Origin of the sequence: Rhodococcus sp. 14-2496-1d (assembly GCF_002259365.1) — a bacterium.
GTDB lineage: Bacteria > Actinomycetota > Actinomycetes > Mycobacteriales > Mycobacteriaceae > Rhodococcoides.
This window is the reverse complement of sequence record NZ_NPFV01000015.1, coordinates 1-16,092: the sequence shown is the minus strand read 5'-3', so window position 1 is coordinate 16,092 and position 16,092 is coordinate 1. Positions and strand designations below refer to the sequence as shown.

The following is a 16,092-nucleotide window of genomic DNA, read 5'->3' as shown; positions in this document are numbered from 1 at the left end:
CGCCCTGGGCATCGACTGGCCCACCACCGCACGCGACGGATCGCCCCTGACCTACGAACTCTCCGACAAGGACACAGCCGCCCCCACCCTCGCCGAAGCACTCGAACGCGGAGACCTGCCGAGCTTCTCGTGAGCGGCGAGCGCCGGATCGGACAAACGCGCGCGCGTTCGTCGGGTGCGCGGGAAATCGCTCGCGGACACGGGCGATTCTGCGCGCGTCCGGCAAGTGCGCGCGCGTGTGCGAACCTCACGGGGGCGAACCCGCGCTTGCGGACCCCCGCGCGCGAATCCGGAGGCTCAGCGGATCTTGAAGATCACGAATCGCTGAACGAGGAAGTTGATGACCGTCGCCGTGCCCTGCGCGATGACGAAGGCCACGTTGGCGTACCAGAAGCCGTCGGGAAGGGCCTGGTAGAGCCAGGTGTAGATGCCCACCTGGACGGCGAAGGTGACTCCGTACAGCGCGACGACGGCGAAGAACCGAGCCCGCGACGGGGCCGCGTTGAACGTCCAGCGGCGATTGATCAGGTAGGCCGTGGTCGTTCCGAGTACGAAGCCGATGGCCTTGGCCAGCGTCACACCGACGCCGAACACGAAATGCAGGAGCAGGTTGACGCCCTGGTCGACGATCGCCGACAACACACCCGTCGCCAGGAAACGCAGCACCTGCGTCTTGAGGTCGAGGGCCGCGTCGGCGATGTTCTCGGTCAACGGCAGCTCGACGGGTAGCGGGACGTGATGCTGCAACTCTTCGTCCTCGGGCGACCAGTCGTCGCCCGTCGAGCCTTCTTCTGCGGAGCGGTCGGGGGTGGACACGAGGACTGACACTAGCCGCTGCTGCGGTGCGGGTACCCTCTTGAGCGATGTCCACGACAGCCGACGACGCACTCTTCCCCCTGGAACCACAGGCCGGGAACACTGCGCCGCTACCCACGCAGACCCGCACACTCACCGGTTGGGGCCGCACTGCGCCCTCCACTGGAGAGGTGCTCTCGACCTCCGACCCCGAGCTCATCGCGAACGCGGTCAAGCAGGTCGCCGAGCAGAACGACTCCAAGCCGGCCTACCTCCGACGCGGCGTCATCGCCCGCGGCCTCGGCCGCTCCTACGGTGACAACGCGCAGAACTCCGGCGGGCTCGTCATCGACATGAATGCGCTGAACGGCATTCACAGCATCGACGCGTCCACGCGCATCGTCGACGTCGACGGTGGCGTCAACCTCGATCAGCTGATGCGTGCTGCGCTGCCGTTCGGTCTGTGGGTACCGGTGCTGCCGGGTACGCGACAGGTCACCATCGGCGGTGCGATCGGCACCGACATCCACGGCAAGAACCATCACAGCGCGGGCAGCTTCGGCAACCACGTCCGCTCGATGGAACTGCTCACGGCGGACGGTCAGATCCGGCACCTGACGCCGTCGGGCAAGAACGCCAAACTCTTCTGGGCAACGGTCGGCGGCAACGGTCTGACCGGCATCATCCTGCGCGCGACCATCGAGATGACGCCGACGGAAACGGCGTACTTCATCGCCGACGGCGACGTCACCAGCACCCTCGACGAGACCATCGCGCTGCACAGCGACGGCAGCGAGAACAATTACGACTACTCGAGCGCATGGTTCGACGCGGTTGCGCCGCCGCCCAAGCTCGGCCGCGCAGCCCTCTCCCGTGGATCGCTGGCTCGGCTCGACCAGCTGCCGGAGAAGTTGCAGAAGGATCCGCTGCGGTTCAACGCCAAGCCGCTCGTGACGTTCCCCGACATTTTCCCGAACGGACTCGCGAACAAGTACACCTTCTCGGCCGTCGGCGAGGTCTGGTACCGAAAGTCGGGCAACTACCGCAACAAGGTGCAGAACCTTACGGCGTTCTACCACCCACTCGACATGTTCAGTGAGTGGAACCGCGCCTACGGCTCCAAGGGATTCCTCCAGTACCAGTTCGTGGTGCCGCCGGAGGCCGTCGACGAGTTCAAGAAGATCATCGTCGATATCCAGAAGTCCGGGCACTACTCGTTCCTCAACGTGTTCAAGCTGTTCGGGCCCGGAAACAAAGCGCCACTGAGCTTTCCGATTCCGGGTTGGAACATCTGCGTCGACTTCCCGATCAAGCCGGGCTTGAACGAGTTCGTCCGCGAACTCGACAAGCGCGTGCTCGAATTCGGTGGCCGTCTGTACACCGCGAAAGATTCGCGCACCGACGCCGAGACGTTCCATTCGATGTACCCGCGGATCGACGAATGGATCAAGGTCCGTCGATCTGTAGACCCCACAGGCGTTTTCGCCTCCGATATGGCTAGAAGGCTGGAACTGCTGTGACGATAGACGCCGTAGGTAACCCCCAGACGATTCTCGTTCTGGGTGGCACCAGCGAGATCGGTCTCGCGATTACCGAGGAGTACCTGTCGAAGTCGCCGGCACGTGTCATCCTCGCTGCGCTGCCGAACGACCCGCTGCGCGAGAGCGCCGTTGCACAACTGACCGCCAAGGGCGCGAAGTCCGTCGACGTCATCGACTTCGATGCACTCGACACCGCATCGCACCCGAAGGTCATCGACGCCGCCTGGGCCAAGGGTGACGTCGATGTCGCCATCGTCGCCTTCGCCGTCGACTTCGATGCCGAGCAGCTCTGGCAGGACCAGCGCAAGGCCGTCCTCGCCGCGAACATCAACTACACCGCTTCGGTGTCGGTGGGTGTGCTGCTGGGCGAGAAGATGAAGGCCCAGGCGTACGGCCGCATCATCGTCATGTCCTCGGTGGCAGGCGAGCGGGTACGACGCTCCAACTTCGTCTACGGCTCCACCAAGGCCGGACTCGACGGCTTCTACCTCGGACTCGGAGAAGCGTTGCGAGAGTTCGGACCTCGGGTCACCGTCGTTCGTCCGGGCATGGTGCGCACCAAGTTCAGCGCGCACGTCAAGGAAGCCCCGATGACCGTCGACAAGGAGGTCATCGCCAAGCTCGCGGTGAACGCGTCACGCAAGGGCACCCCCCTCATCTGGACTCCCGCGCCGTGGCGTCTGGTGATGATGGTGCTGCGGCACGTGCCGCGGCCGATCTTCCGCAAGCTGCCCATCTGATCTCGATGACAATCGGGGTTGCACCGGCTCGCAGAACCGCTTCTGCCGTCGGGGAGATCGCTCTCGGTGCGCTTTTCGCAGTCGTGGTGGCGACGGTCGGGTTGTACGCCTTCTCACTGGTTCAGTGGCCGGCGTTCAACTCGTCCAACGTCACTCGCGCGATCACGACGCTCGGGCAGGTGGTTGCCGCAGCACTGTTCGCCGCGTCGATCTACCTGTACCGAATTCACAAGTGGCCGTGGATCGCTCGACTCGCAGCATGGGCCGGGTTGAGCGGTTTCGTCACCGTCACCCTCGGGATGCCGCTGGCTGCAACCAAGCTCTACCTGTTCGGCATCTCCGTCGACCAGGAGTTTCGCACCGAATACCTGACTCGGCTGACGGATTCGGCGTCGTTGCGGGACATGACGTACGCCGACATCCCGCCGTTCTACCCCGCCGGCTGGTTCTGGCTCGGTGGACGCGTGGGCAACGTCCTGGGCATGGACGGCTGGGAAGTGTTCAAGCCCTACGCAATCGGGCTGCTCGCCGTCACCGCCGTCGTGTCGTTCGTGCTGTGGAAGGCGCTCATCCGAGCCGACTGGGCTGTCGCCGTCAGCGCCGTCACCACCGCACTCGTCGTCGCCCACGCCTCCCCCGAGGCATACAGCGCCGTGATCGTGATGCTCTTCGCTCCGGCACTGGTTCTCGCGTGGGGAGCGCTGCACCGAAGCGCATCGGGTGGGTGGGGCGCGGTGGTCGGCACCGGACTCTTCCTCGGTCTGGCCGCAACGTTCTACACGCTGTACCTCGGTTTGGCGGCGTTCACCGTCGTACTCATGGCACTGTTCGCCGCGGTCCTCGCATATCGCGAGCGGAAGTCCTCGAACGTCCTGGTTCCCATCGCGATCAAGGTCGCCGCGATCGCAGCGATCTCGGGCCTCATCGCCGCGACCGTGTGGCTGCCGTACCTGATCGAATTCCTGCGCGGTGCGCCGTCCACGTCGGGCACGGCATTGCACTACCTGCCCGAAGCCGGTGCGACACTTCCCTTCCCGATGTTCGAGTTCTCCCTGATGGGCGGACTGTGCCTCATCGGCACAGTATGGGTCGCGGTGCGGTTCTCGTCCTCACGCCGGGCACAGGCACTCGGCGTCGGCGTCGTATCGATCTACCTGTGGACTCTGCTGTCCATGGCAGCCACTGCTGCGGGCACCACCCTGCTCTCGTTCCGCCTCGAAGCAGTCCTGATCGTATTGCTCGGCAGCGCAGGCGTTTTCGGCTTCCTCGAAGGCAGCCACGCGATCTACCAGGCCATCAACGAGCCACCCAAGTTCCGTATCGCGGCCGTCGTCGTAGCGGCCATCGGTGCCATGACCTACGCGCAGAACATCCCCCAGGTACTGCAGACCGAGATCACCGTCGCCTACTCCGACACCGACGGTGACGGCAACCGCGCCGACATGCGCCCACCGAGCGCGGTCTCGTACTACCGCGAGGTCGACGAAGCCTTGACTGAGCAGACCCAGCGTCCGCGCGACGAAACCGTCGTACTGACCGCGGACACCTCGTTCCTCAGCTACTACCCGTACTTCGGCTTCCAAGGACTGACCTCTCACTACGCCAACCCGCTGGCGCAGTTCGATCAGCGAGCCGATGCCATCGAGCAATGGACCGAACTCGAGACACCCGATCAGTTGATCGACGCGCTGGAGAGCAGCCAGTGGCGCGCACCGGATGCGTTCTTGTTCCGCCGCGGCGCCGACGGCTACACCCTGCGCCTGGCCGAGGACGTCTACCCGAACGACCCGAACGTGCGCCGCTACACCGTCACCTTCCCCGAGGCACTGTTCGAGGATCCACGCTTCACCGTGACCGACATCGGACCCTTCGCGCTGGTGGTGCGCACTGCATGACCGACCGGATCAGTAGGTGTAGTTGATACCTCGGGAGAACGTGAACCCGCCCGCAGGCGCGGTGCATGCGACTATGTCGTCGGGACCGGACTCGCACACCACGCCCTCGGCCGACAGCACCTGGCCGAACTCGAGCACCGGAGCGTTCGCGTTCACGTAGATGCCCTGCGTCGTACACAGGTTTTCCGGGCCCGCCCCGGTGACGCGAACGGCGACCTTGTCGTTCTCGGCGTTCGAGCATTGGGGCCCCTCGAAGGGGTTCCTGCCGTCCACCGCCTGACATCCCACTCGCCCCTCGGGCCCATCGGCGTCCCAGATGCCGCAGTGAATGTTGCCCGTCGGCAAACGAAGTTGTATTGACCGCCTCCCGTCCGGAACGTCGCGGGATCGACGTTGCCTGGTTCGTCTCCCGACGGCTGCAAGATCGCACCACCACCACCCGGCACCAGGTCGGCTGCTTCCTCCGGTGTTCGCGTCGGCGGAGCGACAGTCGATTCCTGTTGGGATTCGACCTCGAGCGCTGTCGACGGCTCGGCCGTAGCCGAACTGGTTGCGGTCTCTGCGGGCACCGGTCTCAGCTCCGACGCTGAACTGGTATCCGAATCGCCACTGGCACAACCACTCAGAGCCAATACACACAACGTCACGACAGGAACAAGATTCTTCAGAGCAATTTTCACGTCTTCTCTTCTCTTCCGATTCGGAACGAGGACCCTCCGGAGTTCACGAGGGCGTCGTCTTTCGTCGTTCGGACTGGCAAGTTCGGTATGTCTCATCGCTTGTTCAGCGGGCCGGCACGTCGAAGGTGGGGCTCGGCGTGTGCGCGGAGCTCGAGCCGATCACTGCCGCGAGCGCGTTGGAGAGGACGAGTGAACGGGTGATGGCCGGATGCTTTTTCATGAACCTCCATGTGTGTGTCGTGCGATGGCAGAACCGAACATAACACTTGCCTCTAGGGAAAGTGTTAGTGTTGCCGCTATGGAAAGTCATCAGTCGCCGGCCTACGCTCGCGATCTCTTGGGTGCACTCCACGCCGATCGCGTCGCCCTCGCCGACCGTCTTGTTGCGCCGTCCTGGCTCTACCCGGCCTTCGCGGCATCCACCGCCCTGTACGTAGGCACACCGGCGTTGCCCGACGGCAAGGTCAGTGCGGCGCTCGCGGCCCTCCCCGTCGTCGTAGCAACAACATTGGCTCTGCTCTATCCCCGCATATCCGGAGTGCGGCCGGCGGCAGTGGGTTCGACCGGATGGGGTGTTCTGGTCGGGCTTCTGATCGGCGTGCTCGGCCTGTTGAGCGTGTCCTACGGCGTGGTGGCGTCACTGTCCGCGTGGTGGGTTCTCGTGCCGCAGGCCATGTGCTTCGTGATCGTGCTGTTCGGGGGCCGCGTGTTCGACGGCGAATACCGACGCCACCTACACGCCGGAGGCATCCGGCAACTGACCGGCCGGCGGAGCCGGAGCACTTGGTCATGACCGAAAATCCAAGTGCTGGAACGAGATTCGACGCCGTCATACACGCACCCGTCCGCCTGCGCGTGTGCGGAATTCTGCGCCGAATCGACGAGATCGACTTCGCGGTCATTCGTGACACCCTTCGGATCAGCGACGCGTCGCTGTCGAAACATCTCAAAGCTCTCTCCGACGCCGGCTACGTCTCGACGAACAAGACTGCGTCGCTGTCACGTTCGGACGCAAGGAGAGTGACGTGGGTCAAGCTCACGCACGCCGGCCGTGAAGCGTTCGATTCCCACATCGCCGAACTCGATGTCATCGCCAACGGCCACCCCGCACCAGAGCCGTCTCACCCACAACTACGAACGTGGAGTCCTACATTCGGCGCAACACCGGAGTTCGGCTGATCGAACGAGGCTGCGGCCGATGGTCGCATCGAAAGCTCGGGGCGGGGGCCCAGCCGAAATGCCACCCCCGCGATGGGTTGCGCCCTCGTAGGAATGCGTCTCGCTCGACACTGTCGATGGCGGAGAGCCTCAGCACCTCCCGCTGTGACCCCGGTCGTTCCAGTTTTCGCCTACCGTGATCTTTCTGTAACCTCGACGCGATGACCACCCACGACCAGAGAGTTCTCGAGCGGCAGCCGACAACGGCACCGGCTCGACACTCCGGCGTCGGACGTGGTGACTTCGTTGCAGCGGTCGGATTTCTGATCGCCGCCGTCTACGTCCTGCAGGGTCAGTGGCGCAATCTGGGTGGCGGCTACCTCTACAACAGCGGCCAGGACCAGACCATGTGGGAGTGGTTCTTCTCCGTCGCCGCGCATTCGGTTGCTTCGCTGAGCAACCCGTTTGCGAGTGACCTGCAGAATTACCCGCTCGGGGTGAATCTGATGGCGAACACGGCGATGTTCGGCATCTCCATCCCGCTGGCCCCGATCACGTTGCTCTTCGGACCGACGGTGACCTGGGCAATTGCCCTCACCGTCGGACTGGCAGGAACGTCGTTCGCCTGGTTCTGGCTGTTCTCCCGCCAGCTCAACTCATCCAAGGGTGCCGCGGCCATGGGCGGTGCGCTGTGCGGCTTCGCCCCCGGCGCGATCTCGCACGCCAACGGCCACCCCAACTTCGTGGTGCTGTTCCTGCTTCCAGTCATCGTCATGCTGGTCACCCGCATCGCCCGCGGCGGCGGTACCACCAAGAACACTGTCGGCCTCGGCCTGATCGTCGCGCTGCAGGTCCTGCTCGGCGAAGAACCGCTGCTGATCTTCGCGATGTCGTTCGCCATCTTCGCCGTCGTCTACTACCTGTCACGGCCGCGATCGCTGTGGCCCGCCGTCCGCAATGCCGTGCCCCGACTCGCCGTATCGGCGGGCATCGCGTTGACTCTCGTGGCGTTTCCGCTGTGGTGGCAGTTCTTCGGCCCGCAGTCGTACTCGTTCCTCGAACACGGGCCGATGGGCAACGACGCCAAAGCGCTGTTCCAGTTCCCGACGCAATCCCTCGGCGGCGAGGCGACGCCGGGGCAGAACGTCCGCATCAACGCCACCGAGGAGAACGCGTACTTCGGTTGGCCGCTGCTGGTGCTGTGCCTGGTTGCCGCGGTGTGGATGTGGCGAGTCGCATCGGCCCGTGCCGCCGCCGCGACCGCGATCGTCATGAGCGTGCTCTCGCTCGGCGCGACGCTGGTGATCGGCAAGAACGACACCGGCATCACGCTGCCGTGGACGAAGCTCGCCGAGTACCCCCTCGTCGAATCCGTGCTCGAAACCCGCTTCGCGTTGGGCGCAGTGCCTGCCCTGGCCCTGCTGCTCGTCCTGGCCACCGATCGAACGTTCCGCAACGGACTGCGTCCGCTGCCTGCATTCTGGATCGCCGGACTCGCCCTCGCGCTCGTGCCCCTCATCCCGACGCCGCTGGTCACCGTCGACAAGTCCCCGACCCCGGAGTTCTTCGCCGACGGTGAATGGGAGAACTACGTCGACGACGGTTCCGTCGTCACCGTTCCCCTCCCACGGCCCGAGGACGCGCGCCCGCTGCGCTGGCAGATGGACGCCGACATGGGCTTCAAGCTGGCCGCCGGATACTTCGTCGGACCGAGCGACCAAGAAGACAAGGTCGCCAAGTACGGAGCCGTCGACCGGCCCACCGCACTGCTGCTCGGCTCGGTCTACGACTCGGGCACCGTTCCCGAGATCACCGACGATCAGCGAAGTCAGGCAGCGCAGGACATGGCGTTCTGGGAGGCCGACGTCGTCGTCCTGCCGCCGAGCAAGAACACCATCGCCCTACGCACCACCGTGACCGACCTCGTCGGTGTCCAGCCTCGATACACCGGTGGCGTATGGGTGTGGGATGTGCGGACGCTCGTCCCATAGCATCGTCGGCGTGCCCGAGACCGCTCCGAACCCGAAAACCGCCCGGCTGGTAGCGATCGTCACCGGCATCATCGGTGCGGTTCTGGCCATCGCGACTCCCTTGCTGCCGGTTCAGCAGGACGTCGCGACGCTGTCGTGGCCGCAGAGTTCGTTCGGCAGCGTCAATGCCCCGCTGGTGAGCTACTCGCCCGTCGACCTCGAAGCAACCGTTCCGTGCAGCGCGGCCAGTGCTCTCACCGACGGCGGCACCCTGGTCTCCACTGCACCCATCGCCGCTGCGAAGACCGAGCAGAAGGCACTGATCGTGCGGGTCGACGACGGCCGACTGCAGGTTCTGCTGCGCGATCGGGTTCTTGCCGAGACTCCCGTTTCCGAGCTGAGCGGCAACTGCGCCCTGACCGTGTCGTCCAACGCCACCAACACCGTCGTCGACCTCGACGGCGAGGCGATCACGGTGGACGGAGACATCCGGCCGCAGGTCGTCGGCATCTACACCGACCTCACCGCCCCGGTCGACGGCCTGACCGTGCGCGCGGACATCGACTCGCGCTACTCCTCGAGTCCCACCGCGTTCAAGTTGCTGGCCATGATCGTCGGCGCACTCGCTGTGATCGCATCCCTGTTCGCGCTGCATCGCCTCGACAGCATGGACGGTCGACGCCACCGCCGATTCCTCCCCTCACGCTGGAAGTCGATCACCGGCGTCGACGCCGTCGTGGTGGGCGTGCTGGTGCTGTGGCACTTCATCGGCGCGAACACCTCCGACGACGGCTACCTGCTCAACATGGCCCGCGTCTCCGAGAACGCCGGCTACATGGCCAACTACTTCCGCTGGTTCGGCGTCCCCGAAGCACCGTTCGGCATGCCGTACTACGACATGCTCGCCGCCCTCGCCAAGGTCAGCACCGCCAGTATCTGGATGCGCCTGCCCGCCACCATCGCGGCCCTGCTGTGCTGGCTGGTGATCAGCCGCGAGGTCATCCCCCGCCTCGGCCGCGCGGTGCTCACCAACCGGGTCGCACTGTGGACCGCCGGATTCGTGTTCCTCGCCTTCTGGCTGCCCTACGACAACGGACTGCGCCCAGAACCGATCATCGCCCTCGGTGCCCTGCTCACGTGGTGCTCGATCGAACGCGCCATCGCCACCGGACGACTGCTGCCCGCCGCCATCGGCACCCTGATCGCCGCGTTCTCTCTCGCCGCCGGTCCCACCGGGTTGATCGCCGTCGCCGCCCTGCTCGCCGGACTACGCCCGCTGGTGATGATCGTGGTCAAGCGAGCTCGCCAGGTGGGATTGCTCGCCGTCCTTGCGCCGCTGGTCGCGTCGGGACTGGCGGTGCTGATCGCGATCTTCGCCGACCAGACTCTGAGCACCGTCCTCGAAGCGACCCGGGTGCGCTCGGCCATCGGACCGAACGTGCCGTGGTTCGAAGAACGTGTCCGCTGGGACGCGTTGATGACCATCTCGCCCGACGGCTCGCTCGCCCGACGATTCGGCATGTTCGCGATGCTGCTCTGCATCGTCGTGTGCATCGCGGTGATGCTCCGCAAGAACGGACGCATCCCCGGGACCGCCACCGGGCCGTCGCGTCGGATCCTCGGAATCATCCTGGGCGCACTGGCTCTGATGATGTTCACGCCCACCAAGTGGACCCACCACTTCGGTGTGTACGCCGGTCTCGCCGCATCGTTGGCCGCGCTGGCTGCCGTGGCCGTCACCGCGGCAACCGTCCGATCCCCGCGCAATAGAACACTGTTCACCGCCGCCGTACTGTTCCTGACGGCGGTGGCGTTCACCAGCTCCAACGGATGGTGGTACGTCTCGAGCTACGGCATTCCGTGGTTCGACAAGCCGCCGTCCATTGCCGGAAAGGGCTTTTCGACGATCCTGCTCGGCCTCACGGTTCTGACGCTGCTCTACGCCGCCTATCAGCACGTCCGATTGCCCTATCGCAGAGAGGAACCCACCACGCGTCGACGCTTCGCGCCGTCCGCGCTGACCATCGTCGCCGGCGGGGTCGTCGCCTTCGAGGTGCTCTCGTTCGTCAAAGGCGCTGTGGCGCAGTACCCGGCGTACTCCATTGCCCGATCGAACTTCTCCGCCCTCGCCGGAAACTCGTGCGGACTCGCCGGCGATGTGCAGGTGGAGACCGACGTCAACGGCTCGGTCCTGCAACCGCTCGATCCCGCAGCCGACGCACTGGGTGCAGGCGGCAGTACCGGCTTCACCCCCGACGGCGTCGCCCAGGACCTGACCGCAGACTCCGAGGACACCGCGCAGGGCAGCGCCAACTCCATCCGCCCCGAGGACTCCGAACAGAGCGCCGCGGCCACCTCGTCGAACTCCGCCGGCACCTCCGGCGGAACCAACGAGAACGTCGGAATCAACGGCAGCACAGTTGCTCTGCCGTTCGGCTTGAGTCCTGCAACCACTCCGGTGCTGGGCAGCTTCGGAGCCACCGAGCCCGCGTCCCTGACCTCGGGCTGGTACGAGCTTCCTGGAGACGGCGACCTCATTGCCATCGCCGCCGCAGGCCGCATCCGATCGGTGGACAAGGACGGCGTCGTCACCCCGGGCCAACGCGTCGAACTGGAATACGGACGCCGCGACGCCGGCGACGTTCAGGCATTGGGCCGCGTCACCCCGCTCGATATCGGTCCGTCGCCGTCGTGGCGCAACCTGCGGGTCCCGATGAACGACCTGCCTGCCGACGCGGACGTCGTGCGCATCGTCGCCGAGGACAACGACCTGGCCGGCGATCAATGGCTCGCCGTCACCCCGCCGCGCGTCCCGAAGACCCAGACGCTGAACTCCCTGGTCGGATCGACCGATCCGGTGTTGCTGGACTGGGCCGTCGGACTCGCGTTTCCGTGCCAGCGCCCGTTCGATCATCGCGACGGCGTCGCCGAGGTACCGAAGTACCGCATCCTGCCCGACCGCACCGGTGCCGAATCCACCAACGCCTGGCAGGATTCGATCGGCGGCGGCCCGCTCGGCTGGACCGAACTGCTCCTCGGAGCGCAGACATTGCCGTCGTACCTCGCCGACGACTACTCCCGAGATTGGGGCTCGATCGAGAGATACATGCCACTCGATCCCGACGCAGCGACGGCCGAGATCGACGTCGAGCAGCAGTCTCGGTCCGGATTGGCCAGCGACGGGCCGATGAAAACCGACTGATCCCCTGGTTCTGTAACGATTCCGGGGACGGTGCCTGTGTGACCTCTTCGTCACGCTCGCATAACATCGACTCTCGTGCCCGACGTCGTGACAGATTCATCAGCTGGTCCACCCGTTCCCGCTCCACTGCGAGCCTCGGACGAACTTCGTGCTCAGGTACGCGTTCCCCGGCTGATCGCCATGGTGGCCGGCGTTCTCGGTGTGCTGTTCGCGCTGATCACTCCGTTCGCACCCGTCACTCAGACCACCGCCACCATCGCGTGGCCGCAGAACGGGCTCCTGCAGGACGTGGACGCCCCGCTGGTGTCCCAGGCACCCCTGAGCCTCACCGCGACCCTCCCGTGCTCTGCCGTCGCAGCACTCCCCGCGTCGGGCGGGCTGCTGCTGGCGACGGCACCCCCGCAGGGTGAAGGCGCGGCACTGAACAGTCTGTTCGTTCGCGTCGGCGAATCGAACGTCGACGTTCTCGACCGCAACGTGGTCGTCGCGACGGCACCTCGCGCCGACGTCGAGAGCACCCGCTGCGCGACCATCGAGATCACCTCGAACGACCAATACACCTCCGCGGCATTCACCGGACTGACCGACGACGACGGCCAACCGATCCAGGGCCGTCTCGACGGCGACCTACGTCCCCAGGTCGTCGGCATCTTCAGCGATCTCAGCGGTGCGGCCCCGGCCGACATGTCCGTCACCGTCGACGTCGACTCGCGGTTCTCGTCGTCGCCGACGCTCCTGAAGTCCCTGATCATGATCCTCGCGATCGCCTGCACCCTGTTGGCGATCGGCGCGCTCGGTCGACTCGACGGCACCGACGGTCGCGCGCACCGCCGCTTCTTCCCGTCGCACTGGTGGAAGTTCACCGGCGTCGACGTCACCGTGCTCGGTGCTCTGGTCGGTTGGCACTTCGTCGGCGCGAACACCTCCGACGACGGCTACCTGCTCACGATGGCCCGCGCCGCGGATCACTCCGGCTACATGGCCAACTACTTCCGCTGGTTCGGCGTCCCCGAGGCCCCGTTCGGCTGGTACTACGACGTACTCGCCGTCTTCGCCAAGATCTCGACCGCCAGCCCGTGGATGCGCCTGCCCGCCCTCATCGCAGGCGTCCTGTGCTGGATGGTGATCAGTCGAGAGGTGGTGCCACGCCTCGGCCGTGCCGTCCGCAAGTCCAACGTCGCCCTGTGGACCGGCGGACTGGTGTTCCTCGCGTTCTGGCTGCCGTACAACAACGGTCTGCGCCCCGAACCGATCGTCGCCCTCGGAGCACTGCTCACCTGGTGCTCGGTGGAACGATCCATCGCCACCGGCCGATTGCTCCCCGCAGCCGCAGCATGTCTCATCGGTGCCTTCACCCTCGCCGCCGCGCCGACCGGATTGATGTGTGTGGCAGCGCTTCTCGCCGGGGCGCGGCCCATCGCGCGCATCGTCGTCCGACGCCACCGGCAGGTGGGCACCCTCGCGATGCTGGCACCACTGGCCGCAGCAGGTGTACTGGTCCTCGTCGTCGTCTTCGCCGACCAGACGTACGCCACGGTCATCGAGTCGACCCGAGTCCGCACCATCATCGGCCCCAACGAGGCGTGGTATCAGGACTTCCTGCGCTACTACTACCTCTTCGTACAGACCGTCGACGGCTCGGTCGCACGCCGCTTCGCGTTCCTGACGATGATCCTGTGCCTGTTCACGACACTGTTCGTGCTGCTGCGTCGCCGACGCATCCCCGGCATCGCGAACGGTCCGGCCTGGCGCCTGCTCGGCGTCGTGCTCGGCACCATCTTCTTCATGATGTTCAACCCCACCAAGTGGACTCACCACTTCGGTTCCTACGCCGGAATCGCCGGTGGCCTGGCCGCGCTGACGGCCGTCGCCGTCTCGGCCAGCGCCCTGCGTTCGCGGCGAAACCGATCGCTGTTCACCGCCGGACTGATGTTCGTTCTCGCACTGTCGTTCTCGGGCATCAACGGCTACTGGTACGTCTCGAGCTACGGCGTTCCGTGGTTCGACAAGACGGTGTCGCTGGGCGGCAACGAATCCGGCACCCTGTTCCTCATCCTCTTCGGACTCGTCCTCGCCGTCGCCGCATTCCAGTACCTACGCGAGGGATACGCTCCCCCACAACCGAAACCGACATCCGCGCGCGGCAAACGCATCCGCAAGTTCGCTGCCGCACCGCTGACCGTCATCGCCGGAATCATGGTGCTCTTCGAGATACTCTCGCTCGTCAAGGGAGCCGTCTCGCAGTACCCCGCATACTCGCTGGCACGCTCGAATGTGCAATCGGTACTGGGCAATTCGTGCGGACTCGCCAACGACGTCCTCGTCGAATCGAACCCCAACGCAGGCGTGCTGAGCCCGCTACCCGAGGACTTCGACCCCGTCGCAGGACCCCTCGGCGGATCGAGCAGCACACTGCGCAACTTCACCGCCAACGGCGTTCCCAGCGACCTCAGCGCGGACGCCGTGGAAGTCAAACCGGGACAAGGCAATACCGACCAACAGGCCGTCGGACCCGCCTTCGAGGAAGGCCAGAGTTCGGGTACCGCAGGAGGCACCGGCGAAGTGGGCGTCAACGGCTCCTCCGCCGCCCTGCCCTTCGGACTCGACCCGGCCACCACGCCCGTCCTCGGCTCCTACCAAGAAGGCATCCAGGAGCCCGCGTCGGCCACCTCGAGCTGGTACCAACTACCCGCCCGCAGCGACGACGCACCCCTGGTCGTCTTCTCCGCAGCCGGACGCATCTGGTCCTACGACGACACCGGGGCCCTCACCTACGGACAGTCGCTACTGCTCGAATACGGCAAGCGCCAGCCCGACGGTAGCGTCCAGGCCCAGGGCACCTATCTGCCGCGCGACATCGGACCCGCACCCTCGTGGCGCAACCTCCGAATCCCGTTGGCGGACATCGCACCCGACGCCGACGCCGTCCGCATCGTCGCCAACGACCCCAACCTCACCGGCGACCAGTGGCTCGCGTTCACTCCGCCGCGAGTGCCCGTGATGGAAAATCTGAACACCCTCATCGGCAGCGAACAACCCGTGCTGCTCGACTGGGCCGTCGGACTCCAATTCCCGTGCCAACGTCCCTTCGACCACCGGTACGGCGTCGCCGAGGTACCCGGATATCGCATCCTCCCCGACCGCCCACTCGCCGTCAGCTCCACCGACACCTGGCAGTCCGGCGAGAACGGCGGGCCCCTGGGCTGGTCCGAACTACTCGCCAAGCCCGTCACCGTCCCCACCTACCTCGAGAACGACTGGGCCAGAGACTGGGGTTCGTTGGAGCGCTACGAGCAGTACTACCCGAGCGCCGTGCCCGCTGAACTCGAAACAGCAGACGTCACCCGATCGGGCTTCTACAAAGACGGACAACTGCGAGTATTCGAGGACTGACTCCGCCCGCCCCCCACTCCGCGTCAATGGACCCTTGCACACGTCTCGACCGTGCAAGGGTCCATTCACGTTTCGGCCCGTCGTGGGTCAATGGACCGCTGCATACGTCTGAGCGCGTCAATGGTCCATTCACCTTCCGTGGGGCAGGGGCCACGCCCGCAGACGGCCATCGGAGTTGGTAGCGCCATCGGCCGGCCTTAACATCCGAGCCCGACAGCGTCGTGCACCTCGAGAGTGGTAACGGCCAATTCATCCACAGAGTGGTCGTTGATCCACAGACCGCCCGCGGCAGCGCCGAAGGCGACGAACGTGTCGGATCCGAATTCCACTCTTCAGGCATGAAGAGACGATTGTGGAACGCAGATTCATTGTTCGACCTGAGCTCGGCCGGCGTTGTGACGCGCCGGCAGCTTCGCGAGGCGGGCGTGAGTGATGCAGCGATCGACAGCAGATGCGCGCCCGGCGGGCCGTGGCAGCGGTTGCTACCGGGCGTCGTACTGCTGCGCAACGGTCATCCTTCGACGCTCGAGCGCTCAGCCGCGGCGCTCGCGTACGGCGGACCGATGAGCATGATCACCGGCTGCGTCGGACTCGATTCGTTCGGATACGGGACCAACGGGTGTCAATGGCCAAGTTGAAGTCCCCGCTGGTGGCCAGGTTAAAGGCCCCGGCCCGTGTTGATGTTTCCGGTTTGTCAGGGGCGGTCCTTTCGGTGTTG

11 protein-coding genes and 1 pseudogene are annotated in these 16,092 nt (G+C 65.6%); 10 read left to right on the top strand and 2 right to left on the bottom strand.

Going from position 1 to position 16,092, the window contains the following annotated elements; genetic code table 11:
• Nucleotides 1–133, top strand: a pseudogene (locus CH296_RS29520) (dTDP-4-dehydrorhamnose 3,5-epimerase); the annotation flags it as partial.
• Between the two features lie 164 nt (nucleotides 134–297).
• Here the strand turns inward: CH296_RS29520 and CH296_RS10905 are convergent.
• Nucleotides 298–816 (bottom strand): GtrA family protein, encoded by a 519-nt coding sequence (locus CH296_RS10905; protein WP_082074050.1) that lies wholly within the window; start codon nucleotides 814–816, stop codon nucleotides 298–300.
• Between the two features lie 47 nt (nucleotides 817–863).
• On the opposite strand from CH296_RS10905, the gene CH296_RS10900 reads away from it, so the two are divergent.
• The 3 genes from CH296_RS10900 to CH296_RS10890 are packed head-to-tail and all read left to right on the top strand — an operon-like array spanning nucleotide 864 to nucleotide 4,971.
• Nucleotides 864–2,315: an FAD-binding oxidoreductase gene (locus tag CH296_RS10900; protein WP_094684710.1), complete on the top strand. Its 1,452-nt coding sequence runs from the start codon at nucleotides 864–866 to the stop codon at nucleotides 2,313–2,315.
• Entirely contained in the window at nucleotides 2,312–3,076 is a 765-nt protein-coding gene (locus CH296_RS10895) for a decaprenylphospho-beta-D-erythro-pentofuranosid-2-ulose 2-reductase (RefSeq protein WP_032381093.1), read from the top strand. Before CH296_RS10900 ends, CH296_RS10895 begins: the two co-directional genes overlap by 4 nt.
• Nucleotides 3,077–3,081: 5 nt before the next feature.
• Complete coding sequence (locus CH296_RS10890; RefSeq protein WP_094684709.1) at nucleotides 3,082–4,971, top strand: galactan 5-O-arabinofuranosyltransferase; 1,890 nt, start codon at nucleotides 3,082–3,084, stop codon at nucleotides 4,969–4,971.
• Nucleotides 4,972–4,980: 9 nt separating this feature from the next.
• On the opposite strand, the gene CH296_RS10885 is transcribed toward CH296_RS10890, so the two are convergent.
• Nucleotides 4,981–5,244 (bottom strand): hypothetical protein, encoded by a 264-nt coding sequence (locus tag CH296_RS10885; protein ID WP_094684708.1) that lies wholly within the window; start codon nucleotides 5,242–5,244, stop codon nucleotides 4,981–4,983.
• Nucleotides 5,245–5,949: 705 nt separating this feature from the next.
• Between CH296_RS10885 and CH296_RS10880 the strand changes: the two genes are divergently transcribed.
• The 6 genes from CH296_RS10880 (at nucleotide 5,950) to CH296_RS10855 (ending at nucleotide 16,012) form a co-directional block, all read left to right on the top strand.
• Nucleotides 5,950–6,444, top strand: coding sequence for a hypothetical protein (locus tag CH296_RS10880; protein ID WP_094631883.1), 495 nt, complete (start codon nucleotides 5,950–5,952; stop codon nucleotides 6,442–6,444).
• Complete coding sequence (locus CH296_RS10875) at nucleotides 6,441–6,830, top strand: transcriptional regulator (protein ID WP_094684707.1); 390 nt, start codon at nucleotides 6,441–6,443, stop codon at nucleotides 6,828–6,830. Before CH296_RS10880 ends, CH296_RS10875 begins: the two co-directional genes overlap by 4 nt.
• Before the next feature lie 200 nt (nucleotides 6,831–7,030).
• Complete coding sequence (locus tag CH296_RS10870; protein WP_094684706.1) at nucleotides 7,031–8,800, top strand: glycosyl transferase; 1,770 nt, start codon at nucleotides 7,031–7,033, stop codon at nucleotides 8,798–8,800.
• Nucleotides 8,778–11,981: an arabinosyltransferase domain-containing protein gene (locus tag CH296_RS10865; protein WP_094684705.1), complete on the top strand. Its 3,204-nt coding sequence runs from the start codon at nucleotides 8,778–8,780 to the stop codon at nucleotides 11,979–11,981. Before CH296_RS10870 ends, CH296_RS10865 begins: the two co-directional genes overlap by 23 nt.
• Before the next feature lie 75 nt (nucleotides 11,982–12,056).
• The gene (locus CH296_RS10860; RefSeq protein WP_094659096.1) at nucleotides 12,057–15,374 is read left to right on the top strand and encodes an arabinosyltransferase domain-containing protein; all 3,318 of its coding nucleotides are present in this window, start codon (nucleotides 12,057–12,059) and stop codon (nucleotides 15,372–15,374) included.
• Nucleotides 15,375–15,712: 338 nt separating this feature from the next.
• On the top strand, nucleotides 15,713–16,012 hold the full coding sequence (locus tag CH296_RS10855) for a hypothetical protein (protein ID WP_094684704.1): 300 nt from the start codon (nucleotides 15,713–15,715) through the stop codon (nucleotides 16,010–16,012).
• The last annotated feature ends 80 nt before the right edge of the window (nucleotides 16,013–16,092 follow it).

Bases quoted from the DNA above. Each gene is read 5' to 3' on its own strand.
- CH296_RS10900 (WP_094684710.1), top strand. From the start codon at position 864: ATGTCCACGACAGCCGACGACGCACTCTTCCCCCTGGAACCACAGGCC.
- CH296_RS10890 (WP_094684709.1), top strand. From the start codon at position 3,082: ATGACAATCGGGGTTGCACCGGCTCGCAGAACCGCTTCTGCCGTCGGG.
- CH296_RS10880 (WP_094631883.1), top strand. From the start codon at position 5,950: ATGGAAAGTCATCAGTCGCCGGCCTACGCTCGCGATCTCTTGGGTGCA.
- CH296_RS10875 (WP_094684707.1), top strand. From the start codon at position 6,441: ATGACCGAAAATCCAAGTGCTGGAACGAGATTCGACGCCGTCATACAC.
- CH296_RS10870 (WP_094684706.1), top strand. From the start codon at position 7,031: ATGACCACCCACGACCAGAGAGTTCTCGAGCGGCAGCCGACAACGGCA.
- CH296_RS10865 (WP_094684705.1), top strand. From the start codon at position 8,778: ATGTGCGGACGCTCGTCCCATAGCATCGTCGGCGTGCCCGAGACCGCT.
- CH296_RS10855 (WP_094684704.1), top strand. From the start codon at position 15,713: ATGAAGAGACGATTGTGGAACGCAGATTCATTGTTCGACCTGAGCTCG.